The 26796-nt window shown below is 67.1% G+C and carries 29 protein-coding genes; 15 read left to right on the top strand and 14 right to left on the bottom strand.

Annotation, left to right across the window (positions count from 1 at the left end):
- Positions 1-18 precede the first annotated feature (18 nt).
- The 8 genes from rapZ (at position 19) to C1924_RS04910 (ending at position 7124) form a co-directional block, all read left to right on the top strand.
- The gene (gene rapZ, locus C1924_RS04945; RefSeq protein ID WP_174208940.1) at positions 19-903 is read left to right on the top strand and encodes an RNase adapter RapZ; all 885 of its coding nucleotides are present in this window, start codon (positions 19-21) and stop codon (positions 901-903) included.
- Between the two features lie 373 nt (positions 904-1276).
- Positions 1277-1669 (top strand): PTS fructose subfamily transporter subunit IIA, encoded by a 393-nt coding sequence (locus tag C1924_RS04940; RefSeq protein WP_010483657.1) that lies wholly within the window; start codon positions 1277-1279, stop codon positions 1667-1669.
- Positions 1662-1931, top strand: a complete 270-nt coding sequence (locus C1924_RS04935; RefSeq protein ID WP_108764290.1) for an HPr family phosphocarrier protein — start codon at positions 1662-1664, stop codon at positions 1929-1931. Before C1924_RS04940 ends, C1924_RS04935 begins: the two co-directional genes overlap by 8 nt.
- Before the next feature lie 2 nt (positions 1932-1933).
- On the top strand, positions 1934-3703 hold the full coding sequence (gene ptsP / locus C1924_RS04930) for a phosphoenolpyruvate--protein phosphotransferase (protein ID WP_108764289.1): 1770 nt from the start codon (positions 1934-1936) through the stop codon (positions 3701-3703).
- A gap of 177 nt (positions 3704-3880) precedes the next feature.
- On the top strand, positions 3881-5242 hold the full coding sequence (gene mgtE / locus C1924_RS04925) for a magnesium transporter (RefSeq protein WP_108764288.1): 1362 nt from the start codon (positions 3881-3883) through the stop codon (positions 5240-5242).
- A gap of 70 nt (positions 5243-5312) precedes the next feature.
- A complete protein-coding gene (locus C1924_RS04920; RefSeq protein WP_108764287.1) occupies positions 5313-5579 on the top strand; it encodes a hypothetical protein in 267 nt (88 codons plus the stop codon).
- A gap of 70 nt (positions 5580-5649) precedes the next feature.
- Entirely contained in the window at positions 5650-6447 is a 798-nt protein-coding gene (locus C1924_RS04915; RefSeq protein WP_108764286.1) for a prolyl oligopeptidase family serine peptidase, read from the top strand.
- A 185-nt stretch (positions 6448-6632) separates the two neighbouring features.
- Positions 6633-7124, top strand: coding sequence for a transposase (locus C1924_RS04910; RefSeq protein ID WP_108764285.1), 492 nt, complete (start codon positions 6633-6635; stop codon positions 7122-7124).
- Between the two features lie 35 nt (positions 7125-7159).
- On the opposite strand, the gene C1924_RS04905 is transcribed toward C1924_RS04910, so the two are convergent.
- Genes C1924_RS04905 through C1924_RS04895 form a run of 3 tightly spaced genes read right to left on the bottom strand, consistent with a single transcriptional unit; the run spans position 7160 to position 9180 of the window.
- Positions 7160-8110: an aspartate carbamoyltransferase catalytic subunit gene (locus C1924_RS04905; protein ID WP_108764284.1), complete on the bottom strand. Its 951-nt coding sequence runs from the start codon at positions 8108-8110 to the stop codon at positions 7160-7162.
- A gap of 16 nt (positions 8111-8126) precedes the next feature.
- Positions 8127-8621 (bottom strand): Holliday junction resolvase RuvX, encoded by a 495-nt coding sequence (gene ruvX / locus C1924_RS04900; protein WP_108764283.1) that lies wholly within the window; start codon positions 8619-8621, stop codon positions 8127-8129.
- The gene (locus C1924_RS04895) at positions 8614-9180 is read right to left on the bottom strand and encodes a YqgE/AlgH family protein (protein WP_108764282.1); all 567 of its coding nucleotides are present in this window, start codon (positions 9178-9180) and stop codon (positions 8614-8616) included. The genes ruvX and C1924_RS04895 overlap by 8 nt, the downstream gene beginning before the upstream one ends.
- A 78-nt stretch (positions 9181-9258) precedes the next feature.
- Between C1924_RS04895 and C1924_RS04890 the strand changes: the two genes are divergently transcribed.
- Positions 9259-9804 (top strand): DNA-3-methyladenine glycosylase I, encoded by a 546-nt coding sequence (locus C1924_RS04890; protein WP_108764281.1) that lies wholly within the window; start codon positions 9259-9261, stop codon positions 9802-9804.
- A 62-nt stretch (positions 9805-9866) separates the two neighbouring features.
- Here C1924_RS04890 and C1924_RS04885 read toward each other — a convergent pair whose 3' ends face one another.
- Entirely contained in the window at positions 9867-10574 is a 708-nt protein-coding gene (locus tag C1924_RS04885; protein ID WP_108764280.1) for a YitT family protein, read from the bottom strand.
- A 328-nt stretch (positions 10575-10902) separates the two neighbouring features.
- The gene (locus C1924_RS04880) at positions 10903-11115 is read right to left on the bottom strand and encodes a DUF4287 domain-containing protein (protein ID WP_108764279.1); all 213 of its coding nucleotides are present in this window, start codon (positions 11113-11115) and stop codon (positions 10903-10905) included.
- Positions 11116-11451: 336 nt separating this feature from the next.
- Between C1924_RS04880 and C1924_RS04875 the strand changes: the two genes are divergently transcribed.
- A complete protein-coding gene (locus C1924_RS04875) occupies positions 11452-12348 on the top strand; it encodes a LysR family transcriptional regulator (protein WP_108764278.1) in 897 nt (298 codons plus the stop codon).
- 71 nt (positions 12349-12419) lie between these two features.
- On the opposite strand, the gene C1924_RS04870 is transcribed toward C1924_RS04875, so the two are convergent.
- The 5 genes from C1924_RS04870 to C1924_RS04850 form a co-directional block, all read right to left on the bottom strand.
- Positions 12420-13403, bottom strand: a complete 984-nt coding sequence (locus tag C1924_RS04870; protein ID WP_108764277.1) for an aldo/keto reductase — start codon at positions 13401-13403, stop codon at positions 12420-12422.
- Between the two features lie 91 nt (positions 13404-13494).
- The gene (locus C1924_RS04865; protein WP_159094754.1) at positions 13495-14073 is read right to left on the bottom strand and encodes a hypothetical protein; all 579 of its coding nucleotides are present in this window, start codon (positions 14071-14073) and stop codon (positions 13495-13497) included.
- Positions 14074-14232: 159 nt separating this feature from the next.
- Positions 14233-14982: a PIN domain-containing protein gene (locus C1924_RS04860; RefSeq protein WP_159094753.1), complete on the bottom strand. Its 750-nt coding sequence runs from the start codon at positions 14980-14982 to the stop codon at positions 14233-14235.
- Positions 14927-16069, bottom strand: a complete 1143-nt coding sequence (locus C1924_RS04855; RefSeq protein ID WP_108764274.1) for a PilT/PilU family type 4a pilus ATPase — start codon at positions 16067-16069, stop codon at positions 14927-14929. Before C1924_RS04855 ends, C1924_RS04860 begins: the two co-directional genes overlap by 56 nt.
- A 95-nt stretch (positions 16070-16164) precedes the next feature.
- Positions 16165-17202 (bottom strand): type IV pilus twitching motility protein PilT, encoded by a 1038-nt coding sequence (locus tag C1924_RS04850; protein ID WP_004147099.1) that lies wholly within the window; start codon positions 17200-17202, stop codon positions 16165-16167.
- A gap of 87 nt (positions 17203-17289) precedes the next feature.
- Between C1924_RS04850 and C1924_RS04845 the strand changes: the two genes are divergently transcribed.
- Entirely contained in the window at positions 17290-17967 is a 678-nt protein-coding gene (locus C1924_RS04845; protein WP_108764273.1) for a YggS family pyridoxal phosphate-dependent enzyme, read from the top strand.
- Between the two features lie 15 nt (positions 17968-17982).
- The gene (proC, locus tag C1924_RS04840; protein WP_108764272.1) at positions 17983-18804 is read left to right on the top strand and encodes a pyrroline-5-carboxylate reductase; all 822 of its coding nucleotides are present in this window, start codon (positions 17983-17985) and stop codon (positions 18802-18804) included.
- 129 nt (positions 18805-18933) lie between these two features.
- Here proC and C1924_RS04835 read toward each other — a convergent pair whose 3' ends face one another.
- The gene (locus C1924_RS04835) at positions 18934-19806 is read right to left on the bottom strand and encodes a LysR family transcriptional regulator (RefSeq protein ID WP_108764271.1); all 873 of its coding nucleotides are present in this window, start codon (positions 19804-19806) and stop codon (positions 18934-18936) included.
- A gap of 95 nt (positions 19807-19901) precedes the next feature.
- Here C1924_RS04835 and C1924_RS04830 point away from each other — a divergent pair, with 95 nt between their 5' ends.
- Complete coding sequence (locus C1924_RS04830) at positions 19902-20504, top strand: short chain dehydrogenase (protein WP_108764270.1); 603 nt, start codon at positions 19902-19904, stop codon at positions 20502-20504.
- A gap of 85 nt (positions 20505-20589) precedes the next feature.
- Here the strand turns inward: C1924_RS04830 and soxR are convergent, their stop codons facing one another.
- A complete protein-coding gene (soxR, locus tag C1924_RS04825; RefSeq protein WP_108764269.1) occupies positions 20590-21024 on the bottom strand; it encodes a redox-sensitive transcriptional activator SoxR in 435 nt (144 codons plus the stop codon).
- 29 nt (positions 21025-21053) lie between these two features.
- On the opposite strand from soxR, the gene C1924_RS04820 reads away from it, so the two are divergent.
- Positions 21054-22475 carry an MFS transporter gene (locus tag C1924_RS04820; protein ID WP_108764268.1) on the top strand — a complete coding sequence of 474 codons (1422 nt, stop codon included), beginning with the start codon at positions 21054-21056 and terminating at the stop codon, positions 22473-22475.
- A 93-nt stretch (positions 22476-22568) separates the two neighbouring features.
- On the opposite strand, the gene C1924_RS04815 is transcribed toward C1924_RS04820, so the two are convergent.
- Both C1924_RS04815 and C1924_RS04810 read right to left on the bottom strand, forming a co-directional pair.
- On the bottom strand, positions 22569-24590 hold the full coding sequence (locus tag C1924_RS04815) for an alpha/beta fold hydrolase (protein ID WP_108764267.1): 2022 nt from the start codon (positions 24588-24590) through the stop codon (positions 22569-22571).
- Positions 24587-25564: a DUF4105 domain-containing protein gene (locus C1924_RS04810; protein WP_108764266.1), complete on the bottom strand. Its 978-nt coding sequence runs from the start codon at positions 25562-25564 to the stop codon at positions 24587-24589. The genes C1924_RS04815 and C1924_RS04810 overlap by 4 nt, the downstream gene beginning before the upstream one ends.
- Before the next feature lie 171 nt (positions 25565-25735).
- Between C1924_RS04810 and C1924_RS04805 the strand changes: the two genes are divergently transcribed.
- The gene (locus C1924_RS04805) at positions 25736-26140 is read left to right on the top strand and encodes a GFA family protein (protein ID WP_108764265.1); all 405 of its coding nucleotides are present in this window, start codon (positions 25736-25738) and stop codon (positions 26138-26140) included.
- Positions 26141-26796 lie beyond the last annotated feature (656 nt).

Genomic DNA, 26796 nt, shown 5'->3' with positions numbered 1-26796 from the left:
ACCATCAAGAGCCCGTCCATGAGTACCGTCACCCCCACCGCCCCGACCCTGATCATCGTCAGTGGCCTGTCCGGCTCGGGTAAATCCGTCGCCCTGAAGACCTTCGAGGATCAGGACTACTACTGTTCGGACAACCTGCCGATCCAGCTGCTGCCGGATTTCGTGCGCAGCGTGCTGGACAACCATGACGGCGGCGCGCCGCGCCGGCTGGCGGTGGGCATCGACGTGCGCGGCCAGGACGACCTGAGCCAGCTGGCCAACTGGCGCAAGCTGGCCACCGATGCCGGCGTGGAAGCGAAGGTGCTGTACTTCGAAGCCAGCGATGAAACGATGCTCAAGCGCTATGCCGACACCCGTCGCCGGCACCCGCTGAGCCAGCTGGGCCTGTCCCTGCCGGAGGCCATCGCCCGCGAGCGCGAACTGATCGCACCGCTGCGCCGCGAGGCCGACGTGGTGATCGACACCAGCGCACTGAACGTGCACCAGCTGCGCCGCCGCATCATCACCGAGTTCGCGATGGGCCACGCCACGCGCCTGTCGCTGCTGTTCGAGTCGTTCGCCTACAAGCGCGGCGTGCCGGCAGAGGCCGACTTCGTGTTCGATGCACGCGTGCTGCCCAATCCGCACTGGGACCCTGACCTGCGCGCACTCAGCGGCCGCGAACCGGGCGTGCGCGATTATCTGGAAGCGCAGCCGGACGTGCAGCGCTATCTGGCGCAGCTGATGGATTTCCTCGATACCTGGCTGCCCAAGCTGGGCGATGGCACGCGCAGCTACGTGACCGTGGCCTTCGGCTGCACCGGCGGCAAGCACCGTTCGGTGTACCTGGCCGAGCGCATGGCACGCCACGCCCGCGAGATGGGTTGGGATGACGTGGCGACGTACCACCGCGAACAGGATTGAGGGCAACCGGGCTGCGCCCGGCGCCCCCCAATGCAACATCAACGGCAAGAGCTGGTTTACGTGGTATGGCGGGGCGGGTCAGCAATCGGGGGACGCTGCAAGTACATCCCTGTAGGCTCGGTCGCCGCATCCATGCGGCTCACGCCCCCGCTTGCTGACCCGCCCCGCCTCCGACAAATTCCCGGCCCCTGGTAGGTGTCGACCTTGGTCGACACAGTAGATCCACGCCATGCGTGGATGGGATAGGAACAGGGTGCGGTCAGAGCCCTTTTTCCATGAAAAAGGGATCCGACCCCGGGATCGCTGAATACGGGACACAGTGCCCCTCTCCTGCTGCTATCGCCAATTCACCTTGACCTGTTAACGTGCAGTAATGACCTGTGGCATTCTCCTCGTAACACATCCTGGAGTCGGCACTGCCCTGCTTGACGTGGCAACCCGGCTCCTGCGGCAATTGCCGCTGAAAACCGAAGCTTTCGAGGTACCGTTCGACGCAGACCTGGATGCTCTTCTTCCCCTCGCTTCGGCTGCTTTGCGCCGGGTCGATGGAGGCGAAGGCGTGCTGATCCTGACCGACCTGTACGGCGCCAGCCCCGCCAACCTTGCCGGGCAGCTGGCCCGGTTGGGCACCCCGGTTCGCCGGGTGTCGGCGCTGAGTCTGCCGATGTTGCTGCGGGTGATGAATTATCCGGAACAGGGACTGGATCAACTGCCCGCCACAGCCGCGGCGGGCACCCGTAATGGAGCGATAGTCGACGATGCTTGAACGAGAACTCACCGTGAGCAACCGCCTGGGCCTGCATGCCCGGGCCACCGCCAAGCTGGTGCAGACCCTGGCCCCGTTCCGCTGCAACGTGACCATGGCCGCCAAAGGCCGTGAGATCAACGCCAAGAGCATCATGGGCGTGATGCTGCTGGCCGCCGGCCAAGGCACGCCGGTCACCATCCGCATCAACGGCGAGGATGAAGCCGTGGCGATGGACGCGGTGGTCGACCTGTTCGAGCGCCGCTTCGACGAGGACAGCTGAGCGTGCCGCGCGCACGTGCCGGCCAACCTGCCACCGGCCAACGGCCGGTACAGCTGCTGGCCGGCCACGGCGCCGCACGTGGTTCGGCGATGGGACGGGCGCGGGTGCGCCTGCCACACGCACTGGAAGTGGCCGAACAGCGCGTCGCGCCACAGCAGGTGGAGGCCGAGCTGGCCCGCCTGCATCGCGCGCTGGATGCAGCGCGCGCGGAAATGCACGAACTGCGGCAACGCCTGCACGGCGCGCTGAGCCACGACGTCGGCGAGTTCCTCGACCTGCATGCCCTGCTGCTGGACGACCCCGAGCTGCTGTATGGCCTGGACGAACTGATCCGCAGCGGCCCGTACAGCGCCGGCTATGCGCTGCGCCTGCAGCGCGACCGCCTGGCCAAGGTCTTCGATGGCATGGACGATGCCTACCTGAAGAGCCGCATGGACGACCTGGACCATGTGATCGGGCGCATCCACGCCTTCCTGCAGCCCGATCGCCCGCCAGTGGTGAAAGGCCTGGCCGGGGAGATCCTGGTCTGCGACAACATCGCCCCTTCCGAACTGGCACAGCTGCAGGCCCAGGGTGTGGTGGGCATCGTCACCGCCGCCGGCAGCGCGTTGTCGCACAGCGCGATCCTGGCCCGCAGCCTGCACCTGCCGCTGATCGTGAACGTCCCGCAGGTGCTCAGCCGCATCGCCGACGGAGACGTGCTCATCATCGACGGCGCCGACGGCAGCATCACCGTCAACCCGCAGGCCGACAACCTGCGCGACTATCGCGTGCGGCTGAAGGAACATGCCCGCGAGCAGCGTGAGCTGGGCCGGCTGCGCAGCAAACCCAGCCGTACCCGCGACCAGGTCGACATCGCCCTGTTGGCCAACGCCGAGTCGCTGGAGGACGTGACCCAGGCCCATGCGCTGGGCGCGCAGGGGCTGGGCCTGTACCGCACCGAATTCCTGTTCCTGCAGCGCAACGAACTGCCGGACGAAGAAGAACAGTTCCAGACCTACCGCGACGCTGCCCTGGGCATGAGCGGGCGACCGGTCACCATCCGCACCCTCGACCTGGGCGCGGACAAGGCCGACCGCACCGGCCTGACCCTGAGCAATGAAGAGAACCCGGCGCTGGGCCTGCGTGGCGTGCGGTTGTCGCTGGCGCGGCCGAAGGTGTCCGACACCCAGCTGCGCGCGATCCTGCGTGCCTCGGCCTACGGTCGGCTGCGCGTGCTGGTGCCGATGGTCAGCACCCGCGAAGAACTGCTGGCGGTGCGCCGCCGCATGCTCAAGCTGACCGAACAGCTGCGCAGCGAAGGCCACATGGTGGCCGAGCACGTGCCGCTGGGCGCGATGATCGAAGTGCCCGCCGCCGCGTTGGCGCTCGAAAGCTTCATCGACCTGGTCGACTTCCTGTCGATCGGCACCAACGACCTGGTGCAGTACCTGCTGGCCGCCGACCGCAACAACGAGGCGCTGGGCGAGCTGTATTCGCCGCTGCACCCGGCGGTGCTGCGCCTGCTGCAGATGGTCATCGATACCGGCGCGCGCCACCGCATCCCGGTGGCGGTGTGTGGCGAGATCGCCGGCGATGCGCGGATGGCGCCGTTGCTGCTGGCGCTGGGCCTGACCGAATTCAGCCTGCACCCGGGCACGCTGCTGGAAGTCCGGCGCGCGATCCGCGACGCCGACCTGGGCGCGTTGCGCGCACGCGCACCGAAGCTGCTGGCCGCACGCGATCGGCGCGGCATCGAGCGCTGGCTGGCGCTGGTGGCCGACGCAGTCTGACCATCAACGGTAGCGCCGGCCGCTGGCCGGCCACATTACAGCTGCCGGCCAGCGGCCAGCACTGCCTGCCCGGCGGGGTATGCGTTGAAACATCGGCTTGCGATAATGACGCGCTGAACACCCCTGTTGCCGCATCCTTGCCGGGATCGCGGCTTTTCTCTTCCCGCGGGAGCTGCGATGGCTGAAGCTGTACGCCACGACAAGACTGCGCGCCAGCTGCGGCTGTTGTCCGATGCACTGGACAGTGGCCGGCTGGGTCCGGTGCGGCGTCTGGTCAATACCCTGGCGCCGGCCGAGATCGGCAACCTGCTCGAATCGCTGCCGCCCGGCAAGCGCGAAGTGGTGTGGGGACTGGTCGATCCCGAGGACGACGGCGAGGTGCTGGTCCACGTCGGCGAGGAAGTGCGCGAAAGCCTGCTCGCGGACATGGACCCGGACGAAATCATCGCCGCGGTCGAAGACCTGGACATCGATGACCTGGCCGACCTGGTCGAAGACCTGCCCGATACGGTCATCGACGAGGTCCTCAAGTCGATGGACCGCGAGAACCGCGAGCGCCTGGAACAGGTGCTGTCCTACCCCGAAGACAGCGCTGGCCGACTGATGAACCCGGACGTGGTGACCGTGCGCGCCGACGTCAACGTCGACGTGGTGCTGCGCTACCTGCGCCTGCGCGGCGAGCTGCCCGACCATACCGATCACCTGTTCGTGGTCAGCCGCCGCCACCAGTATCTCGGCCGCGTGTCGCTGGCCGCGCTGGTCACCCACGAAGACACCACGCCGATCAACCGCCTGATCGACGACGAACAACCGGCCATCGACGTCGGCGAGAGCGACCAGGAAGTGGCGCGGCAGTTCTCCGACCATGACTGGGTGTCGGCCCCCGTGGTGGACGACAACAACATCCTGCTTGGCCGCATCACCATCGATGACGTGGTGGACATCATCCGTTCGCAGGCCGAACACCAGGCGCTGGGCGCCGCCGGTCTGGACGAGGAAGAGGATCTGTTCTCGCCGATCAAGCGCGCCGTGCGCGGCCGCGTGGTCTGGCTGGGCATCAACCTGTGCACCGCCTTCCTCGCTGCCAGCGTGATCGGCCAGTTTGAACTGACCCTGCAGAAGGTGGTGGCACTGGCGGTACTCATGCCCATCGTCGCCGGCGTCGGCGGCAACGCGGCAGTGCAGGTGCTGACCCTGATGGTGCGCGGCATCGCGCTGGGCCAGGTGGGCCAGAGCAATGCGCGCATCCTGCTGTGGAAGGAAGCCCGGGTGGCCCTGATCAACGGCACGTTGATCGGCCTGCTGGTCGGCATCATCGCGTTCCTGTGGTTCCACAGCGCCCTGCTGTCGCTGGTGATCACCCTGGCGCTGATCATCAACTTCCTCGCCGCGGCACTGGCCGGCGTGCTGCTGCCGCTGCTGCTCAAGCGCATGAACGTGGACCCGGCCGTGGCCGGCACCGTGGTGGTGACCGCCGTGACCGATGTGATGGGCTTCTTCAGCTTCCTCGGCCTGGCCACGCTCATCCTGCTGCACTGACCCTTCTACGGGGTCAGATCCCTGCGCAGCAGGGCCCTGACCCCAGCCGCATTACATCCAGGACGCCTGCATGGCCACCACGATCGACAACTACTTCCAGCCCGGCTGGCGCGAACAGATGCACACCTGTGCCGCCTGCGAATGGAAAGGCAGCTCGCGCGCCATGGTGATGGAGCTGGACGAGGACGCCACCGAGTACGACTGCCCGGTGTGCGAGAACCCGCTGCTGGTGGTGCTGCACCCGGATATGGCGCAGGTGCAGGCGGCCGCCGCCGAAGGCAATGCCGAAGCGCAGGAACAACTGGACATCATCGCCAGTTTCCCGCGCCCGCAGTGACGCGCTGCACGATGCCCGGCATGCGCCAAGGGACTACCATGAAAACGCTTTCAACCCTGGGGGAAACGTCATGGTCCGTCCGTTGCTGCGCTGGCTGCCGCTGCTGTCCCTGCTGATGCTGGCCGCCTGTGCCAGCACGCCCGACAGCGCACGTGGCCGTTTTGAATCCCGCGCGGTGAAGGTGGATGGGCAGACCGCCTACTACCAGGTCTTCATTCCGGCAGCGGCGGCACGTACGCCCGGCACGCTGCCGGTGGTGCTGTTCCTGCATGGCTCCGGCGAACGCGGTGGCGACGGCGTCAAGCAGACCCAGGCCGGGCTCGGCCCCTACCTGCGCCAGCACGCGGCCGACTTCCCCGCGCTTGCGGTGTTCCCGCAGGTGCCCGGCGAAGAGGAATGGAGCGGCCACAACAACCGCGTGGCGCTGGCCGCACTGAATGCCGCCATCGCCGAATTCGGCGCCGACCCGTCGCGGCAGTACCTGACCGGCATGTCGATGGGCGGCTACGGCAGCTGGAACATCGCCCTGGATGAACCGCAGCGCTTTGCCGCGATCGTACCGGTGTGCGGCGCGGTGCTCGCCCCACGCGCCGTGCGCCCTACCCTGTTCGTCGAACAGGTCGCCCATGAAGCCGATCCCTACGCCGCCATCGCCCAGCGCCTGCGGCAGACGCCCATCTGGATCTTCCACGGCGCGCAGGATGACGTGGTTCCGCCGGATGATGACCGCCGCCTGCATGCCGCCTTCCAGGCGGCCAGCGCGCGCGACGTGCGCTACACCGAATACCCCGACGGCAACCACAACGCCTGGGACGCGACCTACGCCGACCCGGCGATGTGGGCGTGGCTGTTCGCGCAGAAGCGCTGACGGCCGCGCCACCTCCTGGCTGACCCACACACTGCCTTGGTAGATGCCAGCCTTGGTTGGCACGCGCGCGCCTTGGTTGCTCCACACACCGCCTTGGTAGATGCCAACCTTGGTTGGCACTGGCCTACCAGAAACAGCGTTGTTCCCTGATATTGCCGACAGACAGGCCCGGCCATGCTTGTCCCATGCAGAACGTTCGCCTTCTTATCGGCCGCCATTCAAGCGTCGGCTTCTTCTATCTCCTCACCACCGTTGTAGATGGCCGCGCACCGGTATTCGCCGACGACGCCACTGCAGCGGTCGCCATCCACGAGTTCCAGAAGCTCGATCAGGAAGGCTTCACCCGCTCCGTTGCCTACGTGGTGATGCCCGACCACATCCACTGGCTGGTCGAACTACGTGCAGGAACGCTGGAGAACGTGATGAAGCGCTTCAAGTCGCGTACGGCCCAGCGAGTAAACCAATTGCTGGGGCGGATCGGTCGCGTGTGGCAAGCCTGCTATCACGATCACGCGATCCGTTCTGATGAATCGCTTTTCCGGCATGCGATGTACGTGATGGGAAATCCGATCAGAGCAGGATTGACCACGCAGCTTGGCGAGTATCCACACGCGTGGTGCGAGTGGGAGCTTGCAGGTTCATGCGACCGGCAGACACCGGTTGTCACGCACGAGTAGTGCCAACCAAGGTTGGCATCTACCAGAGCATTGCATCAACCCAGCAGGGTTTCCAGCACGGCCATGCGCACGGCGACGCCGTTGGCGACCTGGCGCAGCACCCACGACTGCGGGCCGTCGGCCACATCGTCGGTCACTTCCACGCCGCGGTTGATCGGGCCCGGGTGCAGCACGGCTGCATCCTTGCCGGCGCGGGACAGGCGTTCGGCATTCAGGCCGTACTGGGCGTGGTACTGCTCCAGCGACGGCACCAGGCCTTCTTCCATGCGCTCGCGCTGCAGGCGCAGCATCATCAGCGCATCCACGCCTTCCAGCATTGCGTCGAAGTCCTCGCCGACCACGCAGCCCTTCAGGGTCTCATCGTCCGGCAGCAGCGACTGCGGGCCGCACACGCGGATCTCGCCCACGCCCAGCGTGCGCAGGGCATGCAGATCGGTGCGGGCCACGCGCGAATGCTTCACGTCGCCGACGATCACGACCTTCAGTTTCGAGAAATCCGGGCCCTTGGCCTGGCGCAGGGTCAACATGTCCAGCAGGCCCTGGGTCGGGTGCGAGCTGCGGCCGTCGCCGGCGTTGACCAGGGCGGTGCCCTCGCCCGCCGCTGCAGCCAATGCCGCCACCGCACCGTCATCGGGGTGACGCACGACGAAGCCGCGCACGCCCATCGCTTCCAGGTTCTTCAACGTGTCGCAGGCAGTTTCGCCCTTGCGCGTGGACGACGTGGAGGCATCGAAGTTCAGCACGTCCGCGCCCAGGCGCTGTGCAGCCAGCTGGAACGAGCTGCGCGTGCGCGTGGACGGTTCAAAGAACAGCGTGCAGACGGCCGACCCGGCCAGCACCTGGCGCTTGTTGCCGACGCGGCCGACGGCGGCATCGCGGATCTGCCCTGCCCGGTCGAGCAGCTGCAGCAGGGTTTCGCGTGGCAGGCCCTCAAGGGTCAGCAGGTGGCGCAGGCGTCCGGAAGCATCGAGTTGCTGGGCAGTCATGGCGGGAGTCGTGCAGTCAGGGAATGGGGGTGGCGTCGTCGGGGGACGACAGCCAGCGGTCGATGATCACCGCTGCGGCCACGGCGTCGAGGGCGGCCGCATCGCGGCGGCGTTTGCGCCCTTCGGCGCGCTCGACAGCGAAGCGGCGAGCGGCCTCGACCGAGCTGGAACGCTCGTCGATCATCGCCACCGGCAGTTTGAAACGTTCCCGCAGCTGGCGGGCAAAGCCCTGCGCGCGCTTGCGGTTGGGCTGGTCCTGGCCGTCAAGGGTGAGCGGATCACCCACTACCAGGCCGTCGGGCTTCCATTCCTTCAACAGGCGTTCAATCGCCGCCCAGTCCGGGCCATTGCCGTGCACATCGACCACCGCCACCGCGCGCGCATGCGCAGCGAAGGCACTGCCGATGGCCACGCCGATGCGACGCGAGCCGACATCGAAGCCGAGAACGGTGCCATCACGGCGGATGGCCGGGGGGGCAGGCGCCGGTGCGGGGGCGGCCGGCTCAGACATGGCCGCTGTAGTCGGTCAGCCGGAACAGGTCCACGCCGATGCGCGACGCTGCGCCCTGCCAGCGCTGCTCAAGCGGCAGCTGGAACAGCAGTTCAGCATCGGCCGGCACGGTCAGCCAACTGTTCTCGGACAGTTCGCTTTCCAGTTGACCCGCGCCCCAGCCGGCACAGCCCAGGGTGACCACCGCGTTGGCCGGGCCTTCGCCGCGGGCCATCGCTTCAAGGATGTCGCGCGAGGTGGTCAGGTACAGGCCCTCGCCCACGCGCAGGCTCGAATCCCAGGCACGTGCGTCGTCATGGATGACGAAGCCGCGCTCGGGATGCACCGGGCCGCCGTTGAGCACCATGCGCGCCTGCAGTTCGCCATCACCGGTGGTGATGTCCATCTGCGAAAGCACTTCGCCCAGCGTGTATTCGGACGGCTGGTTGACCAGCACGCCCATGGCCCCGTTTTCGTCGTGCTGGCAGATCAGCGCCACGCTGCGGGCAAAGGTGGCGTCGATCAGCGACGGCAGCGCGACGAGCAGGTGATCGGCAAGAGAGGTAGGCGTTGCAGACATGGGGCCATTCTAGCCGGTGGGCGCGCCCGGCGCCTGCACGCCGCGCATAATGGGTCGCCCGCCTGCCAGGAGAACACCTTGTCCGGATACTGCCGCATCGCCCCGGGCCACCCGGTGCATGAGTTCTACCACGCCCATGAATACGGCTTTCCGCAGCGCGAGGAAAGCGAGCTGTTCGAGCGACTGGTGCTGGAAATCAACCAGGCCGGGCTGAGCTGGGAGACCATCCTGAAGAAGCGCGAGGGCTTCCGCGCGGCCTACGATGGTTTCGATGTGGACCGCGTGGCGGCCTATGCCGAGCAGGACATCGAGCGCCTGTTGTCCGACCCCGGCATCATCCGCAACCGGCTGAAGGTGCTGGCGGCGATCCACAACGCGCAGGTGATCCAGCAGCTGCGGGCCAGCCATGGCAGCTTCGCCGCGTGGCTGGACGCGCAGCACCCGCGCAGCAAGGCCGACTGGGTGAAGCTGTTCAAGAAGACGTTCCGCTTCACCGGTGGCGAGATCACCGGCGAGTTCCTGATGAGCCTGGGCTACCTGCCCGGCGCGCATGCCGAGGATTGCCCGGTGCATGCGCAGCTGCTGAAGCTGGCCCCGCCGTGGGTGCAGGCCGGCACCCGGTAGTGCCGGCCGCTGGCCGGCACCCGGTAGTGCCGGCCGCTGGCCGGCAAACGCGGCGCGTGCGATCACACGCCCATGTAACGGCCCGGCCGGTGGTTGAACATCAGCACCAGGCTGAGCACCACCGCGCCGATTGCCGAGTACATCACCTTCGACGGCGACAGCACGAAGAACGCGGCCACCATCAGGCAGGCATCGAAGGACATCTGCACTTTGCCGGCGCTCCAGCCACGGGTGCGCTGCAGGTACACCGCCAGAATGCCGATGCCACCCAGACTGGCGCGGTGGCGGATGAAGAACAGGATGCCCAGGCCGGACAGGGCCCCGCCAACCAATGCCGAGTACAGCGGTTCGATATGCGAGAAATCGGCCCAGCGCGGCAGGATGTCGGTGAGCACGCCGCATGCGGTGACTGCCGCAAAGGTCTTGAGGGTGAATTCCCAGCCCATGCGGCGTACGGCCACCCAGTAGAACGGCAGGTTGACCAGCACGAACACCAGGCCGAAATTCCAGCCCATGGCGTAGTGCAGCAGGAAGGCCGCGCCGGCCATGCCGCCGATCATCAGCCCGCCCTTGGCGAAGATGGCCAGGCCCAGCGAGGCCACCAGCATGGCCAGCACCATGCCCTGCACGTCCTCGGCAACGGAGTGGCGCAGCGCTTTGTCGTCGGCGGGGGTGCCGGCGCTGTCGGGCGGCGGGGTCAACGGACCGGCGGTGACCAGGTGGCCGTCAGCGTCGTCGCACGGCGCGGGGCCATGGGAATGCAGGGACATGGGTGTGGGGGTGCAGCAGTGGGGACGCGTATTAGACACGATCCGGGTGACAGTTGCAGATGAAATCGTTCAGTTGGAGTGCCAGCGAACGGCGCAGCCCCTCGTGGCTGGGCGCATTGGCAGCAACAGCCGCGCTTGGCCGGGCGGGATGGGTGCGCGGGGGACGCCGTCAACCCGTCCCTGGGGGCTTGGCCGCGGCATCCATGCCGCGGACACCCCCGCGAACCCACCCCGCCCGGCCTCTGACAGTTTCCGGGTGCGTCCAGCCACGTAACAGAAAAAAGAAGAGCAAGAGCAGGAGCGGGTCGCTTCGCTTTGAAGCGGTGGGTCAGCGTTGGGCGTTGAGGTGATGGGCGACCAGGGCGTTGGCGTGGCCATGGCCCAGGCCGTGTTCGGCTTTCAGGTAGCTGACCAGTTCCATGTGTTTCAGGCCCGGCTTCTTCGCCAGCAGGCCCAGCCAGTGCGCCACCGGCTGGCCGTAGGTCTTCTCGATGGAGGGGAAATACGAGGCCGGCCCTTTCGGCCCGGTGTCAGTGCTCATGTGCAGCTCCCGTTGAACGTCATCCATTCGACGAACCACAGACGCAGAAATCGACATCCCACATGTCCACACAGAATGGGGTCGGAGCCCGTTGCGCAGCAACGGGATCCGACCCCGAGCCGTTCCGGCAGCGCGCGGGAAACTGTCGAAGGCGGGGTGGGTCCGGTTGAGGGGGGTGAGCGGCATGGATGCCGCGAACAAGCCCCCATAAATGGGTTTACGGCGTCCCCCTCAACCGGACCCACCCCCGCCAACCCACGGATAGCCAGCTTTTGACGTTGACGTTGACGTGGATTCGGCAGGTGCCGGGCGCAGCCCGGCCGTATCATCCCCCGCATGCCCCGCGAAAACCTCAACGACCTGCAGGCCTTCGTCCACGTTGCCCGGCAGGGCAGTTTCACCAAGGCTGCCGCCCAGCTGGGCGTCTCCCAGTCCGCCCTCAGCCACGCCATGCGCGGCCTGGAAGAACGCCTCGGCGTACGCCTGCTCACCCGCACCACGCGCAGCGTGTCCACCACCGAAGCCGGCGCACGCCTGCTCGATACGCTCGCCCCGCGCCTGGCGGAGATCGAGAGCGAACTGGCCGCGCTGGCCGAGTACCGGGAGCGCCCCGCCGGCACCATCCGCATCAATGCCACGGGCCACGCCGCCGAATACCTGGCCTGGCCACGGCTGGCGCCACTGCTGCAGCGCTACCCTGATCTGAACGTCGAACTGACTGCCGACTACGCGCTGGCCGACATCGTCGCCGAACGGTATGACATCGGCATCCGCCTGGGCGAACGCCTGGCCCGCGACATGGTGGCCGTGCCGATCAGCCCGCCACTGCGCATGCGCGTGGTCGGTGCACCCAGCTACTTCCGCCAGCACACCGCACCGCGGCATCCGCAGGATCTGGCCGCGCACAACTGCGTCACCCTGCGCCTGCCCACCCACGGTGGACTGATGCCGTGGGATTTCGGCCAGGATGGCAACGAGCTGAGCGTGCGCGTCAGCGGGCAATGGACCTTCAACACCATGGGCATGACCCGCGAAGCCGCGCTGGCCGGCAGCGGCCTGGCCTGGCTGCCTGAGGACCAGGTGCTGGCACTGCTGGAAGCCGGGCGCCTGCAATCGGTGCTGGACGATTGGTGCCCCACCTTCGATGGCTACTACGCGTATTACCCGTCGCGCCGCCATGTCAGCGTAGCGATGCGCACGGTGCTGGATGCACTGCGCGGACCGATGGGGTGAAAAGCTAAGGAGTGCGGACCAACGGTCCGCACCCACTACCAGCGGTCCGCACCCACATGGGGCAGATCAGATCAGCCCTTGGCCTGCGCCGCTCGCTGCGCGTTGTAGCGCTCGCCGACGATCGACACTTCTTCCAGCACCTGGGCAATGCGCTGCAGTTCGTCCGCAGACAACACCAGCTCCGTCGCGGCCAGGTTTTCCTCCAGGCGGTGGACCTTGGTGGTACCCGGAATCGGTACGATCCACGGCGCCTGCGCCAGCAGCCACGCCAGGGCCACCTGTGCCGGGGTCGCACCGCGGGCCGCGGCGATCGTGCCGATGCGATCCACCAGCGCCTGGTTCGCGCGACGGGCTTCCACTTCAAAGCGCGGTACGGTGTTGCGGAAATCGTTGTCGCTGAAGGTCGTATCGGCGGTGATGGTTCCGGTCAGGAAGCCACGGCCGAGCGGGCTGAACGGCACGAAGCCGATACCCAGTTCCTGCAGGGTCGGCAGCAGCTCGCGTTCCGGTTCGCGCCACCACAGGGAATATTCGCTCTGCACGGCAGCCACCGGCTGCACCGCATGCGCGCGGCGCACGGTGGCCGCGCTCGCCTCGGACAGGCCGAAGTGACCGACCTTGCCTTCCGCGATCAGGTCACGCACGGTGCCGGCCACATCTTCGATCGGCACGTTCGGGTCTACCCGGTGCTGGTAGAACAGATCGATATGGTCGGTGCGCAGGCGCTTGAGGCTGGCCTCGGCCACTGCGCGGATGTTTTCCGGGCGGCTGTCCAGACCGGTATCGGTGCGCGCGTCCTTGAAGCCGAACTTGGTGGCGATGACCAGCCTGTCGCGGAACGGTGCCAGCGCCTGGCCCACCAGTTCCTCGTTGGTGTACGGGCCATAGACCTCGGCCGTATCGAAGAAGGTCACGCCGCGCTCGACCGCCGCGTGCAGCAGGGCGATGCCCTGGCTCTGCTCGACCGGCGGGCCATAGCTGTGGCTCAGGCCCATGCAGCCCAGGCCCAGGGCGGAAACCTTCAGGCCACTGCGGCCGAGTTCACGTGTCTGCATCGTCATGCTCCAAAGGGGGAACGACGACGATACGCCCCTCCCTTGGCAGGATTGAACGACCTGGATGGCAGTCGGTCATGACTGGATTTCATCAATCCATATCGCCCACCGCGAAACCCAGCACCGCCAACAGCAGCAGCGCGCCGCCGGCCAGCGTCAGCAGAATGTGCCAGACACCGAAACGATCCATGCGCTGCATGTCCGCCCGCTCATCGCGGTGGTAGCTCCGCAGCAGGCTGTTGACCGGCAGCAGCGGCACGAAGCTGAATATCGCGATCAATGCGGCACCGTTGGGCAGGCGTCCGGCGAGGTTGAGCAGGAAGAACAGCGCGCCCAACAGACCCGGTGCAAACGCCAGCTGCCGACGCCGCGACTGCGCTACGTCGCGCAGATCACTGAAGCAGATGAACGACCACAGGGGTGAGAACAGCGCACGTGCCCACGGCCACTGCGTGCCGCCGGTTTCGCGCTTGATGGCCCGCCAGTTCTGCCAGAACCAGTACACCGGGTACAGGCCCATCGTCGCCATCGACAGCGCGGCGATCTTCATCGTCGAGGGCGAGTAGTAGACCGCCGCGGTGGGAGCGGCAAAGCTGATCGGCGCCACCGGCAGCGCCGGAGGACGCGCAGGCGCCACCGCCGGCGCTCGATACGGATCGTGCAATTCCATGTGCAACCCTTGTGTTGTCGCGCCAGCACGGTGCCGGCTCCCCCTGTACCGCGATCGCGGTGACCGCGCGACTATCGCAGAGCGGATGCGTAGAGTCGAGCTTGCTCGACTGCCAGGACCAGGAGCCGTCCTGCACGCCCGACGCAACGCGGGACGGAATCAGGCAGGCAGCGGGTAGCGCACCTTGTTGCCGTCCAGCACGATCCAGTTGTTCTGTTGAAGCTGCTGCACCAGCGCGTTGACTTCCGTTGCTGCCAAGGTCTTCTGGAACAGATTGCTGATGGAATTGTGCAGTGCCACCGTCGAACCGGGGCGCGCTTTGTCCTGGCGCACCAGCCAGTCGCGCAGATGCATCAAGCGTGCATCCGGCGCGACGGTTTTCGCGGCCGGCGCTGCTGCTGCGGCAGCCTTCGGCCGTGCCGCACGGAACATCGGCAGATCGGCCACCGACGCGCAGCGGCCTGCCTGCAGGCCGCGCGACTTCAAGTGCGCCACCAGCGGATCAAACCCGGTGTCCCTGGAAATGATGTGGAAGTACGCCTTTGGATCGACCGCCGCCAGTTCGCCGATATAGAACGCGATGTGGAAATCCAGCGCGTTGGGACCACTGCCATGGCAGCGTATGTACCGCCCCTGGCTGCCCAGCGCTTGGATGGCTTCTGCCACATCCATGCTGATGCGCGCCTGCGATGCACCGACAAACACCATCACCGTGAACCCGGGTGCCGCCAGTTCCTTCAGTGAGGGTGGTTGAACGTTCTCGTAGTCGATCAGTACAACATTGCGGGCAAGCGGCATGTCCATATGCAATCCCCTGTTGCAGGCGGCGCCCGGTTCCGGGCTGTCGTGGCGGTCAGCGGACCTCGGAAATCTCCACGCCATCCAGGCCCTGGGACAGGGTCCGGGCATCGCCGCCCTGGCTCAGCTTGATGCGCAGGCGGACTTCGTTCTGCGAATCGGCGTAACGCAGTGCGTCCTCGTAGCTGATCTCGCCGGCCTGGTACAGCTCGAACAGGCTCTGGTCGAAGGTCTTCATGCCCAGCTGCACCGATTCCTTCATCAGCTCCTTGAGCTTGTGGATCTCGCCTTCGCGGATGTAATCCTGCACCAGCGGCGTGCCCAGCAGGATTTCCATCGCCACCTTGCGTGAACGGCCGTCCGGCGAGGGAATCAGCTGCTGCGCGACCACGCCCTTGAGGTTCAGCGAAAGGTCCATCAGCAGCTGGTTGCGGCGGTCTTCCGGGAAGAAGTTGATGATGCGGTCCATCGCCTGGTTGGCGTTGTTGGCATGCAGCGTGCACAGCACCAGATGGCCGGTTTCGGCGAAGGCGATGGCGTGGTCCATGCCCTCGCGGGTACGCACCTCGCCAATCATGATCACGTCCGGCGCTTGGCGCAGCGTGTTCTTCAGCGCCGCTTCCCAGCTGTCGGTATCAATGCCGACTTCACGCTGGGTGATGATGCAGCCCTCGTGCTTGTGCACGAACTCGATGGGGTCTTCGATGGTGATGATATGGCCGGTCGAGTTCTGGTTGCGGTAGCCGATCATCGCCGCCAGCGAAGTCGACTTGCCGGTGCCGGTTGCACCGACGAAGAGGATGATGCCGCGCTTGGTCATCGCCAGCGTCTTGATGATCGGCGGCAGGCTCAGTTCTTCCACGGTCGGAATGCGCGTCTCGATCCGGCGCAGCACCATGCCGACCTGGTTGCGCTGGTAGAAGCAGCTCACGCGGAAACGGCCGACACCCGACAGGCCGATGGCGAAGTTGCATTCGTGGGTCTTCTCGAATTCCTCGCGCTGGGCCGGGGTCATCACGTTGAGGACCAGATCGCGGCTCTGCTGCGGGGTCAGTGGCGTCTGCGTGATCGGCGAAATCTTGCCGTTGACCTTGATCGCCGGCGGCATGCCGGCGGTGATGAACAGGTCCGAAGCGCGCTGGTGCGCCATCAGCTTGAGGAACGAAGTGAAATCGATGGTGCTGGCGGTGCTGTTCATGGCGGGCTCCCAATGGGCATGTGCCAGAGATCGGTCGGTGGACAGGACATCACGGGGCGGCGGTGCTTTGCATGCCGCCCCGACGTTGCCTCGCCTTACTCGAACAGACGCTTGTCCTTGGCGTACTCACGCGCCTGGTTGCGGGTGATCAGGCTGCGCTTGACCAGATCCTGCAGGTGCTGGTCCAGGGTCATCATTCCGTACTGCTGGCCGGTCTGGATGGCCGAGTACATCTGCGCCACCTTGTCTTCGCGGATCAGGTTGCGGATGGCCGGGGTGCCGACCATGATTTCCCACGCTGCGGTACGGCCGCCGCCCACCTTCTTCAGCAGCGCCTGCGAGATGACCGCGCGCAGCGATTCGGACAGCATCGAGCGCACCATCGGCTTTTCGCCGGCCGGGAACACGTCGATGATACGGTCGATGGTCTTGGCCGCCGAGCTGGTGTGCAGGGTGCCGAACACCAGGTGGCCGGTTTCCGCGGCGGTCAGCGCCAGGCGGATGGTTTCCAGGTCGCGCAGTTCGCCCACCAGGATGATGTCCGGATCCTCACGCAGCGCCGAGCGCAGTGCTTCGTTGAAGCCATGCGTATCACGGTGCACTTCGCGCTGGTTGATCAGGCACTTCTGCGAGGTGTGCACGAATTCGATCGGATCCTCGACGGTGAGGATGTGGCCGTATTCGTTCTTGTTGATGTAGTCGATCATCGCCGCCAGCGTGGTCGACTTGCCCGAACCGGTCGGGCCGGTCACCAGGATCAGGCCCTGCGGCTGCTGGATCACCTCGCGGAACAGCGGCGGGCAGGCCAGGTCTTCCAGGGTCAGCACCTCGGAAGGAATGGTACGGAACACCGCACCGGCGCCGCGGTTCTGGTTGAAGGCATTGACGCGGAAGCGCGCCAGCGACGGGATCTCGAACGAGAAGTCGACTTCGAGGAACTCCTCGTAATCGCGCCGCTGCTTGTCGGACATGATGTCGTACACCAGCGCATGGACCTGCTTGTGGTCCAGGGCCGGGATGTTGATCCGGCGAACATCGCCGTCCACGCGGATCATCGGCGGCAGGCCTGCAGACAGATGCAGGTCGGACGCTTTGTTCTTTACGGAAAACGCCAACAGCTCGGCGATATCCATGAGCGGCTACTCCCCAATAACGGCTTCGACTGGAAGGATCTTTCCCCTGGCGGCAGTATAGCCTCCTGTCACACTGGAACGCGTTACGTGGCCACTGCCCTGCCCGAGATCCTGAGCAATCTGCACAACGCCGCCGAGGCCGCCGGGCGGCCACCGCCGCGCCTGCTGGCGGTCTCCAAGACCCAACCGGCCGAGGCCGTGGCCGCCCTGGCCGCGCAGGGCCAGCGGGCCTTCGGCGAAAATTACGTGCAGGAAGCCCTGGCCAAGATGCAGGCGCTGCAGGCACTGGGGCTGGAATGGCACCTCATCGGCCACCTGCAGTCCAACAAGGCCGAGGCCGTAGCCAGCCAATTCGACTGGGTGCAGAGCGTGGACCGCCCCAAGCTGGTAACCGCCCTGGCCCGTCACCGCCCGGCCGGGCGCGCGCCGCTGAACGTGCTCATCCAGGTCAACATCGACGATGAGTCCAGCAAGCACGGCTGTGCGCCGCAGGACGTGGACGCACTGGCTGCGGCCATCAGCGCCGAACCTGCGCTGTGCCTGCGCGGGTTGATGGCCATTCCTGCGCCATGGCCCGAGCCGGAGCGCCGCCGGGATGCGTTCGAGCGCATGCGCACACTTTTCCAGACGCTGGCCGCGCGGAATCCGCAGGTGGACACCCTGTCGATGGGCATGAGCAGCGACTACGCCGAGGCAATCGCCGAAGGTGCCACCCTGGTGCGCATCGGCACCGCCCTGTTCGGCGCGCGCCCGCGCCCGGCCTGAACCAAGGAACTCCACATGACAGTTGAATCGATCACCTTCATCGGCGGCGGCAACATGGCCCGCAGCCTGATTGCCGGGCTGGTCCGCCAGGGCGTGCCGGCCACGCAGATCCACGTGGCCGAGCCGGTGGCGGCCCTGCGCGAGGCACTGGCCGCTGATTTTGGCGTGCAGACCCACGACAACGCCGCCGGTGCCGCTGCACACGGCCAGACATGGCTGCTGGCGGTGAAGCCGCAGGTCCTGCGCGAGGTCTGCCACTCATTGCAGACCCTGGCCCAGGCACAGGCACCGCTGGTGGTGTCGATTGCCGCCGGCATCACCAGCGCGCAGCTGCAGCGCTGGCTGGGCGGTGCGCTGCCGGTGGTGCGCGCGATGCCCAACACCCCTGCCCTGCTGGGCGCCGGCGTGACCGGCCTGTATGCCACGCCGGCCGTGGATGCGCAGCAGCATGCGCAGGCCGAACGCGTGCTGGCCAGCGCCGGTCGCACGGTGTGGATCGATGACGAGGCCCTGATGGATTCGGTCACCGCCGTGTCCGGCAGCGGCCCGGCCTACGTATTCCTGCTGGCCGAAGCGATGGAAGCAGCCGGCATTGCCCAGGGCCTGCCGGCCGAGGCGGCACGCACGCTGGTGGTGCAGACCCTGCTGGGCGCATCGCGGATGCTGGATGAAGCCGGTGAAAGCCCGGCCGAACTGCGGCGCCGGGTCACCTCGCCCAACGGCACGACCCAGGCGGCCATCGAAAGCTTCCAGGCCGATGGCTTCGAGGCGCTGGTGGCCAAGGCCCTGCGCGCGGCGCAGCAGCGTGGGCGGGCGTTGTCGGCGGCGAATGATTGATCCGCCCCCCCGTAGATCCACGCCATGCGTGGATGGAGCCTTCCCGGTGCACCGACGCACCGGCATCGACGCATGGCGTCGAGTGTCCGGGGTCAGATCCCTTTGCGCCAGCAAAGGGATCTGACCCCATCAAACCACGTGCTGCAGCACATACTCCACGAAGCACTGCAGCCGTGGGCGCGGCCGCCGGTCGGGCAGGTAGATCAGGTGCATCGGCCTTGGCTCCGGCACGTAATCGCGCAACAGCGGCTTCAGGCGCCCGGCCGCGATGTCGGCGGCCAGCAGCGCGGTCGGCTGCAGGATCAGTCCCGCGCCGGCCACCGCCGCTTCGCGCAGCGCATAGCCATCATTGCTGGCCAGCCGCGCCTCCCAATCCACCTGTTCACCATTGGCCAGCTGCCAGCCATGGCCGCCGCGCCAGGCCAGATGGCTCAGGCAGTCGTGCCCGGCCAGGTCAGCCGGCGTGCGCGGCGTGCCGCGCCGGCGCAGGTAGGCCGGTGATGCACACAGACTCATCGCATAGGGCGGCAAGGGGCGCGCCACCAGTTCCTGCGACGGCAGCGGTCCAACCCGTATCGCCGCATCGAAGCCATCTTCGATGAGGTCTACCCGGCGATTGCTCAGATCCAGTTCGATATCCAGCAGCGGCTGCGCGCGCAGCAGGCCCGACAGCAGCGGTGCCAGCACGCAGCTGCCCCAGGTGGTAGGCGCACTGATGCGCAGCAGGCCCTGTGGCTGACGTTGCAGCCCGGCGACATCGGCCTCTGCCTGCTGCACCTGGTCCAGCACCTGCCGGCAGCCGGCCAGATACGCCGCGCCCGCTTCGGTCAATCGCTGGTGGCGGGTGTTCCGCTGCAGCAGCGCGGTACCCAGGTGCGCTTCAAGCTGCTGGATGTACTTGCCGACCATCACCGCAGAGACCTGCAATGGCACGGCGGCCGCCGCGAAGCTGCCCTGCTCGGCCACGGCCACGAATGCCTGCATGCAGCGGAAGGTATCCATTGCTAACCCCTGCTTAGGAATATGCGAATCATACGCCGCTTACCAAACCCGCACGGGCGGCGCAGACTGGGCTTCTTCCCCATGAGGACGCTTCGATGAAGATCCTGCTTGTCGGTGCCAGCGGCACCCTCGGCCAAGCGGTCGCCCGCCACCTTGGCCAGCACCACGAGATCCTTGCCGCCGGCCGCCGCAGCGGTGCGCTGCGCGTGGACCTGGCCGACGATGCCAGCGTGTCAGCGCTGTTCGCCCAGACCGGCCCGGTCGATGCGGTGATTTCCACGACGGGCAACGTGCATTTCGGCCCGCTGCAGACCATGACCGCCGCGCAGTTCAACAGCGGCCTGCAGGACAAGCTGCTCGGCCAGGTGCGGTTGGCGCTGGCGGCGCAGCATCATCTGCAGCCGGGTGGGTCCATCACCCTTACCACCGGCATCATCAGCGCGCAGCCGATCCGCGACGGCGTGAACGCCACCGCAGTCAACCAGGCGCTGGAAGGTTTCGTGCGCGCGGCCGCGCTGGAGCTGCTGCCGCGCGGCCTGCGCATCAATGCGGTCAGCCCGAACGTGCTGGCCGAATCGCTGGAGGCCTATGGCCCCTATTTCCCAGGCTTTGAAGCGGTCACCGCAGCGCGCGCGGCGCTCGCCTTCCAGCGCGCGGTGGAAGGCATCCAGAGCGGCGAGACACTCACCGTCTGGTAGAAAAAAGGGGACGGAGGGGATCACGTCGTTTCTTCCTTTCCGCCGGGCATGGCCCGGCGCTACCGGAGGCCCCGCCCCCTTTTTGTCAGCCCCAGCGCATCGGCCCGTCGCCGCGTTCGCCCAGTACGTCATCGGGGTTGGCCAGCCGGCAGCGTTTCAGCGACAGGCAGCCGCAGCCGATGCAGCCGGTCAGTTCGTCGCGCAGCAGCTGCAGCATGTGGATGCGCTCATCCAGTTCCTGCTGCCAGCGCGCGGACAACCGCGCCCAGTCGGCTTTGGTGGGCGCGCGTCCCTGCGGCAGGGTGTCGAACGCGCGTGCTACCGCCTCCAGGGGCATGCCCACCCGCTGCGCTACACGGATCACCGCCAGGCGACGCAGGACCTCGCGCGCGTAGCGCCGTTGATTGCCCGCCGTGCGCAGGCTGCTGATCAGCCCTTTGCGCTCGTAGAAGTGCAGGGCCGATACCGCGACGCCGCTGCGGCGGGCCACGTCGCCCACACTCAGTTCCCGTTCCTGCATCGCTTGACCTCAACCTTGGTTCAGGTGTCATGCTGCGGTCTTCGCCGCCGGATGACAAGCGCGGCCCGAGCCACTGGGTTCTCATGAATACCCCCACCGCGACACCGGCGACGGCGACGTCCGCTCACGATTCCATCCTCTCCCCCGCCCACCGCAGCACCACCATCGGCATGGTCGTGCTGGTGGCACTGCTCGCCTTCGAGGCGCTGGCCGTGGCCGCCGCCATGCCCACCGTGGCCGAGGCACTGGATGGCCTGCGCCTGTATGCGCTTGCCTTCGGCGGCACCCTGGCCACCAGCGTGATCGGCATGACCGTGGCCGGGCGCTGGACCGACCGCAGTGGTCCGGCGCGGCCGCTGTGGTGGGGCCTGGCCTGCTTCGTGCTGGGTCTGCTGCTGGCCGGGCTGGCCAACCGCATGGGCCTGCTGGTGGCCGGGCGGCTGCTGCAGGGCCTGGGCAGCGGCGCGATCTCGGTCGCGCTGTACGTGATGGTCGGCCGCAACTACCCGGAGACACTGCGACCGAAGGTGTTCGCCGCGTTCTCGGCTGGCTGGGTGGTGCCGTCCATGGTGGGTCCCGCACTGAGCGGCATGATCGTGCAGCACATGGGCTGGCGGTGGGTGTTCCTGATCGTGCCCCTGCTGGCGATACCGGCGGCGATGATGCTGCGCCCTGCGCTTGCCCGGCAGGTGCCCGTTGAAACCAGCGGTGAGGATGATGGCGGCGACGTCGTGCGCTGGGCCGCCGGTGCTTCGCTGGCGGCGCTGCTGCTCTACTTCGGCGGCCAGCAGCAGGGCGTGCTGGCGCTGGCCTGCATGAGCGTGGCCGTAGCGGGGCTGCTGCTGTGCGGGCACCGGCTGCTGCCACCGGGCACGCTGCGCCTCCAGCGCGGCCTGCCCAGCGTCATCGCGCTGCGGGGTGTGGCCGCGGCTGCATTCTTCGCCTGCGAAGCCTACCTGCCCCTGCTGCTGCAACGCGAGCGCGGGCTGTCACCCAGCTGGGCCGGCGCGGTGCTGAGCCTGGGCGCGCTGGGCTGGTTCAGTGGCTCCTGGCTGCAGGGCCACCAGCAGCGCGGCTGGTCGCGGCAGCAGCTGCTGTGCGTGGGCACGATGCTGATGACCGTCGGCATCAGCGCCACCCTGGCCGTGTTGTTCAAGGCGGTGCCGTTGCCGATAGCGCTGGTGGGCTGGACGGTCACCGGCTTCGGGATGGGCATGATCTACGCCAGCCTGTCGGTGCTCACCCTGTCGCTGTCCGCACCGCAGGAGCAGGGCCGCAACAGTTCGGCCCTGCAGCTGAGTGAAGCACTGTGCGTTGCCACGGCGTTGGCACTGTCCGGTGCGCTGTTTGCGTTGTTCATCGAACGGGCACCGCACACCGGCTATGTGCTGTGCCTGGCTATCACCGTGGGCCTGGCCGTGCTGGCCACGGTGGTGGCACGGCGGGTGTAGGCGTCGTTTGGGGTCAGAGCCCTTTCCTGTGGAAAAGGATCTGACCCCGGGGTCGGATCCGTTTTCGCAGAAAACGGCTCCGACCCCAGCGTGTCACGGCCGGGTTCCCGTCCCCACCTCGTCGATGTCACGGTGCAGGATCCGCCTTACTTCCAGCACCGCCTGCGGGCTTTCCTGCACGCTGTGCCCGGAAATGATCACCTTCTCCGACTGCGCGCCCGGCAAGTGCGCGCTCCAGTAAGGCACCAGGCCGTCATCTGATTTTTCCAGCGGAAGTTCCGGTTTGCGCTGGGCGATGATGGAGTTGTATTTCAGGCCCGGCTCGATCGGCAGCTGGGCGGCGGCCCTCACGAAGGGATCGCTGGCCTTGAGGTTGTCGATGCTGTTGGGAATCTTCGGCTTGGCCATGCCATCCACCTGCTGCTCAGCCTGCGCCAGCGCCAGGAACACATCCTCGAACTTGCCCAGCAGGGTCAGCGGCAGGCGCACCAGCCGCCCGATCAGGCGGCCGACCTTGTTGCCGGCAATATCGGTGCCCTGGTGCGGGGCGGCAATGAAGATCGCGCGCTCCACGTCCGGCTGCGCCTTGAAATGCAGCAGCGGCCCCAGCTTGCTCTGCACGCGCTTCAGGCGCTCACCCTTCAGATCGTAGTTGGCCAGCAGGTCGTTCCACAGCACATCGCCCGAATCACTCACCAGCAGCCGCGCCAGCACGCCGCCCATGCTATGGCCGATGTAGACCATGTCCTTCGATGCGCGCGTGCTGCCGCTGGGATCGAAATGCTTCAACGTATCGTTGAACGCGTTGGCGATCTCGTAGCGGTTCAGCGCAATGGGCGCGTTGGTCGGGTAATAGACCTGCCACACCTGGAACTGCCGGCGCAGCTCGGGGTCGCCCATGATCTCGTTGGCCAGGTTCACCCATGCTTCCGGGCTGCTGGCCAACCCGTGCAGCATGAAGATGATGCGGCGGTTCGGGTCCCACGGCTGCATCAGGTAGATGTGCGGCTCGCCGATGCCTTCGCTCAAACCGAACAAGGTGCGCAGCGACTGCGTTGCGAAGCCACTCTGTGCCAGCCACAGGCCATAGGCCGCGGTGAAGTTGCCGGCCAGCGGCACCGGTTCGCCATGCAGGGTGATGCGTTCGGTGGCTTCCGGCGAATAGGCATCGAGTTCAACCCGCCGCGTGCGCATCACATCGTCCAGGCTGTCACCCTCGAAACGCAGCAGGGCGGTGACATTGATCGAGGACATCTCGCTGAACTCGGGCACGCTGTCGTCATGCCGTTGGCGGCGGCCGCGCGCAGCGTCACCCTCGCCCTGCGCGGTCTCGGCCTTGGGGCCATCGGCGGCCACCGCTGGCACCACCAGCTTAGGCGGGTCCATCACCATCACCAGTTCGGCACCGAAGCCATCGCGACGGTAAGTACTGCGCAGCCCGACGAAACTGACCGAACTGGCCGGCACCAGCTGCGACGGGATGCTCTTCAATGCCAGCTGCTGGTAGTTGGCAGCCAGCGTCCAACTGCCGGCAGACATGGGCCGGGTGTAATCCTCACCGGCCAGCGCTGCCGCGCGCGCACGCGCGAACAGCACCACAGCGGCCTTCTCCGCAGCGTAGTTGTAGTAATCACGCACCTGCGTCTGCCGGTCCTCGAAGGCGCGATCGGAGGGCGAGCGCCCGCTGAAGAACAGGTACGCATAGCCATAGCGCGCAGCTTCCAGCCAAGCATCGAGCGCGGCATCGCTCATCGGCGGCTCGCCGGCGGCGTGCTTCTTCGGGGTCAACGCCAGCGCGGCTTTCACCCAGAGTTCGGACAGCGTCGACAGCCGCTGCTCGACATTCAGGTCGTCGGTCATCAGCAGGGTGCTGCGGCAGACCAGGAAATCCTTCTCGCACTGCGATTCATCCAGGCCGGCGGCACTGAGCGTCTCGCGCGAAGCGGGGCTGAGCTTGCCGGTGTTGAGCACATCGGCGCGCTTGTTCACCAGCGAATCGCCGGAGGCCACCTGCTTGACCGTGACCATCGCGCAGCCGCTGCTTCCCAGCAGGACGCACGCCGCCAACAGCGCCGGCAGCACGCGCTGCCAGCGGATCGGGAAAACGAAGGTCATGGCTGCGGGTCCTGCCCGGTGCCGGGAATGCCGCGGCGGATCACGGTGGAATAGTCCTCACCCGGCGCCATCTGCAAGGCGCGTTCGGTGATGCGGCCCTTGGCGTGCAGTTCGGCGTAGGGCACATCCGGCGCGAGGGCGCCCACCTCCTGTGCGTACTCGGCCAGGTAGCCGGACAACAGCAGGCGGTAGTCCAGCGGCAGGCCGGGCGCGATGTGGCGGGCCAGATCGAAGACGATCGTGGTGCAGTTGCTGGTGGCCGTGTTGTAGAAGGCCGGTGCGGCATCCAGCTGCCTGGCCTCATCGAGGTAGGCGGCAAACAGCGCCTTGAGCTGGCCGCGGTCCAGGCCATGCAGGCGGTACAGGTAGACATCCTCGCCACGCGTATTGGTGCGCGTGCGCAGGATGTCGGTCTCTTCCGATGCCACCAGGGTCATCTCGAAGCGCCGGAAAAAGCCGCCCAGCGCCGAGAAGGATTCGCCGCGTTCCTTGCGGATTTCCAGCGAGAACACCAGATGGCGGCCATCGTCGAACCCGAACGACACCAGCGTGTGGGCGATGGCCGGGCCCATCCAGTACGACAGCGCCAGGTCGGCCGAGCGCAACTGGTCGAGATCGTATTCGCGGCGCACCCAGCGCGCGTCGTAGTCGGTCTCGCTGCGCCAGGTGAAGTCGCGCACATTGTCCAGCACGACATGCCGGCCATCGAAGGATTCGACATGCAGGCGCTGGGCCACGTCGTCGGCCCAGTCCCGATCCTGGCGTGGGGTGAGCAGCAGCCACCACAGGCCAGCCAGCGCCACCGAGCCAAGGTAGAAACCGGTCCAGCGCCGGGAAATCCGGCCACGGGCCACGGCCACCGCGGCGTACAGCGCCGCCAGCAGCCACAGCACGGCCACGCTGCCCGACAGCCATCCAGGGCCCGGCAGCTGGTAGGCGAACATGCCGGCCACCCACAGCGCCAGCAGCGCCATGGCACATCCTGTCATCCAACGTGCTGCGGCTCTCACTGGCATCCTGTCGCGTCTGGGGGCGACATAGTTAGCCACATGCAGGCTGACGCTGGCACCACCCACCCATTCAGAAACGGGCGCCGGCCGCGCGGGCGGCGCATACTGGCCGCGTCACCGCAGCCAGGAACCGCAATGGGAATCACCTCCGTAGCCGGCGTCACGGTTCAGCCCCAGCACCGCGCCACCTGCCATTGCGGCACGGTCGAACTGCTGCTGGAGCTGCCCGAGGGCATTGTCGACCCGCGCCGCTGCGACTGCTCCATGTGCCGCCGCCGTGGTGCCATCGCCGCCAGTGTCAGCCGGCAGGGGCTGCAGGTCGTGCGCGGGCAGGACCACCTGCGCCTCTACCAGTTCAACACCCACGTGGCCGAGCACTACTTCTGCGGAATCTGCGGCATCTACACCCATCACCGGCGTCGCTCCAACCCGGACCAGTACGGCTACAACGTCGCCTGCCTGGAAGGCATCGATCCGTTCGCGCTGGGCATCATCCCGGTTAACGACGGGGTCAACCACCCGGCCGATCGCACCGGCTAATGGCGCGTACGGCGCATCGCCGGCGCGACCTTCTGCCACGGCGCCATGCCACTGCGCCCTGCCCGCGCCGGACGCTTCAGCCAAGGCCTGCGCGGCGGCAGCGGTCGGTCATCGGCTATCGGCTGGGGCAGCGGGCGGCGGCTGGGCCAGAGTTGATCAAGCAACCACATGGCAGATCTCCGTGGGGGACGGGAAAATCGACTCTAGGCCTGCATGAGCATAGGCCGCGTGAGTCCGTGGCGACACGACGATGACAGCGATCCAACGCCGCCGTGACAGGTGCACCGCCCGCCGCCCGCCCCCCGCAAGAGGTGCGCTCTGCCTGAGCGGAGCGGCGACCCTCTCACTCCCACGCAGGTGCGTGGATGGGCGGCGGGCGATGCGGGTTGGCGTACCGGCAAACTCTGGATCGGACCGGCGGATCGCGGTGATCCCCACGCATCACCCACCACGGACCAGCGGGCCGCGTCGCCCGAAAGATGCCCTTCCTGGACTTCTTCCGGACACGCGCCAGAGTTGTTTGTGGGACGCCAATCCCAACCAGCCGTTGCGGCTGGCGAAGGCATGCTGACCGCATGCACAGACGAAGGCTGTAGGGCTTGTCCGCAGCCATCGATCAGAGAACTACGGATCGCCACGGTGGCGGGCGGAAACCC

The sequence above is a fragment of the Stenotrophomonas sp. ESTM1D_MKCIP4_1 genome (assembly GCF_003086895.1).
GTDB lineage: Bacteria > Pseudomonadota > Gammaproteobacteria > Xanthomonadales > Xanthomonadaceae > Stenotrophomonas.
The sequence above is the reverse complement of the archived record's forward strand: the minus strand, read 5'-3'. Positions and strand labels throughout refer to the sequence as shown.

Bases quoted from the DNA above. Each gene is read 5' to 3' on its own strand.
- rapZ (WP_174208940.1), top strand. From the start codon at position 19: ATGAGTACCGTCACCCCCACCGCCCCGACCCTGATCATCGTCAGTGGC.
- C1924_RS04940 (WP_010483657.1), top strand. From the start codon at position 1,277: ATGACCTGTGGCATTCTCCTCGTAACACATCCTGGAGTCGGCACTGCC.
- C1924_RS04935 (WP_108764290.1), top strand. From the start codon at position 1,662: ATGCTTGAACGAGAACTCACCGTGAGCAACCGCCTGGGCCTGCATGCC.
- mgtE (WP_108764288.1), top strand. From the start codon at position 3,881: ATGGCTGAAGCTGTACGCCACGACAAGACTGCGCGCCAGCTGCGGCTG.
- C1924_RS04920 (WP_108764287.1), top strand. From the start codon at position 5,313: ATGGCCACCACGATCGACAACTACTTCCAGCCCGGCTGGCGCGAACAG.
- C1924_RS04915 (WP_108764286.1), top strand. From the start codon at position 5,650: ATGGTCCGTCCGTTGCTGCGCTGGCTGCCGCTGCTGTCCCTGCTGATG.
- C1924_RS04910 (WP_108764285.1), top strand. From the start codon at position 6,633: ATGCAGAACGTTCGCCTTCTTATCGGCCGCCATTCAAGCGTCGGCTTC.
- C1924_RS04905 (WP_108764284.1), bottom strand. From the start codon at position 8,110: ATGACTGCCCAGCAACTCGATGCTTCCGGACGCCTGCGCCACCTGCTG.
- ruvX (WP_108764283.1), bottom strand. From the start codon at position 8,621: ATGTCTGAGCCGGCCGCCCCCGCACCGGCGCCTGCCCCCCCGGCCATC.
- C1924_RS04895 (WP_108764282.1), bottom strand. From the start codon at position 9,180: ATGTCTGCAACGCCTACCTCTCTTGCCGATCACCTGCTCGTCGCGCTG.
- C1924_RS04885 (WP_108764280.1), bottom strand. From the start codon at position 10,574: ATGTCCCTGCATTCCCATGGCCCCGCGCCGTGCGACGACGCTGACGGC.
- C1924_RS04880 (WP_108764279.1), bottom strand. From the start codon at position 11,115: ATGAGCACTGACACCGGGCCGAAAGGGCCGGCCTCGTATTTCCCCTCC.
- C1924_RS04875 (WP_108764278.1), top strand. From the start codon at position 11,452: ATGCCCCGCGAAAACCTCAACGACCTGCAGGCCTTCGTCCACGTTGCC.
- C1924_RS04870 (WP_108764277.1), bottom strand. From the start codon at position 13,403: ATGCAGACACGTGAACTCGGCCGCAGTGGCCTGAAGGTTTCCGCCCTG.
- C1924_RS04865 (WP_159094754.1), bottom strand. From the start codon at position 14,073: ATGGAATTGCACGATCCGTATCGAGCGCCGGCGGTGGCGCCTGCGCGT.
- C1924_RS04860 (WP_159094753.1), bottom strand. From the start codon at position 14,982: ATGCCCGGACCCTGTCCCAGGGCCTGGATGGCGTGGAGATTTCCGAGG.
- C1924_RS04855 (WP_108764274.1), bottom strand. From the start codon at position 16,069: ATGAACAGCACCGCCAGCACCATCGATTTCACTTCGTTCCTCAAGCTG.
- C1924_RS04850 (WP_004147099.1), bottom strand. From the start codon at position 17,202: ATGGATATCGCCGAGCTGTTGGCGTTTTCCGTAAAGAACAAAGCGTCC.
- proC (WP_108764272.1), top strand. From the start codon at position 17,983: ATGACAGTTGAATCGATCACCTTCATCGGCGGCGGCAACATGGCCCGC.
- C1924_RS04835 (WP_108764271.1), bottom strand. From the start codon at position 19,806: ATGGATACCTTCCGCTGCATGCAGGCATTCGTGGCCGTGGCCGAGCAG.
- C1924_RS04830 (WP_108764270.1), top strand. From the start codon at position 19,902: ATGAAGATCCTGCTTGTCGGTGCCAGCGGCACCCTCGGCCAAGCGGTC.
- soxR (WP_108764269.1), bottom strand. From the start codon at position 21,024: ATGCAGGAACGGGAACTGAGTGTGGGCGACGTGGCCCGCCGCAGCGGC.
- C1924_RS04820 (WP_108764268.1), top strand. From the start codon at position 21,054: ATGCTGCGGTCTTCGCCGCCGGATGACAAGCGCGGCCCGAGCCACTGG.
- C1924_RS04815 (WP_108764267.1), bottom strand. From the start codon at position 24,590: ATGACCTTCGTTTTCCCGATCCGCTGGCAGCGCGTGCTGCCGGCGCTG.
- C1924_RS04810 (WP_108764266.1), bottom strand. From the start codon at position 25,564: ATGGCGCTGCTGGCGCTGTGGGTGGCCGGCATGTTCGCCTACCAGCTG.
- C1924_RS04805 (WP_108764265.1), top strand. From the start codon at position 25,736: ATGGGAATCACCTCCGTAGCCGGCGTCACGGTTCAGCCCCAGCACCGC.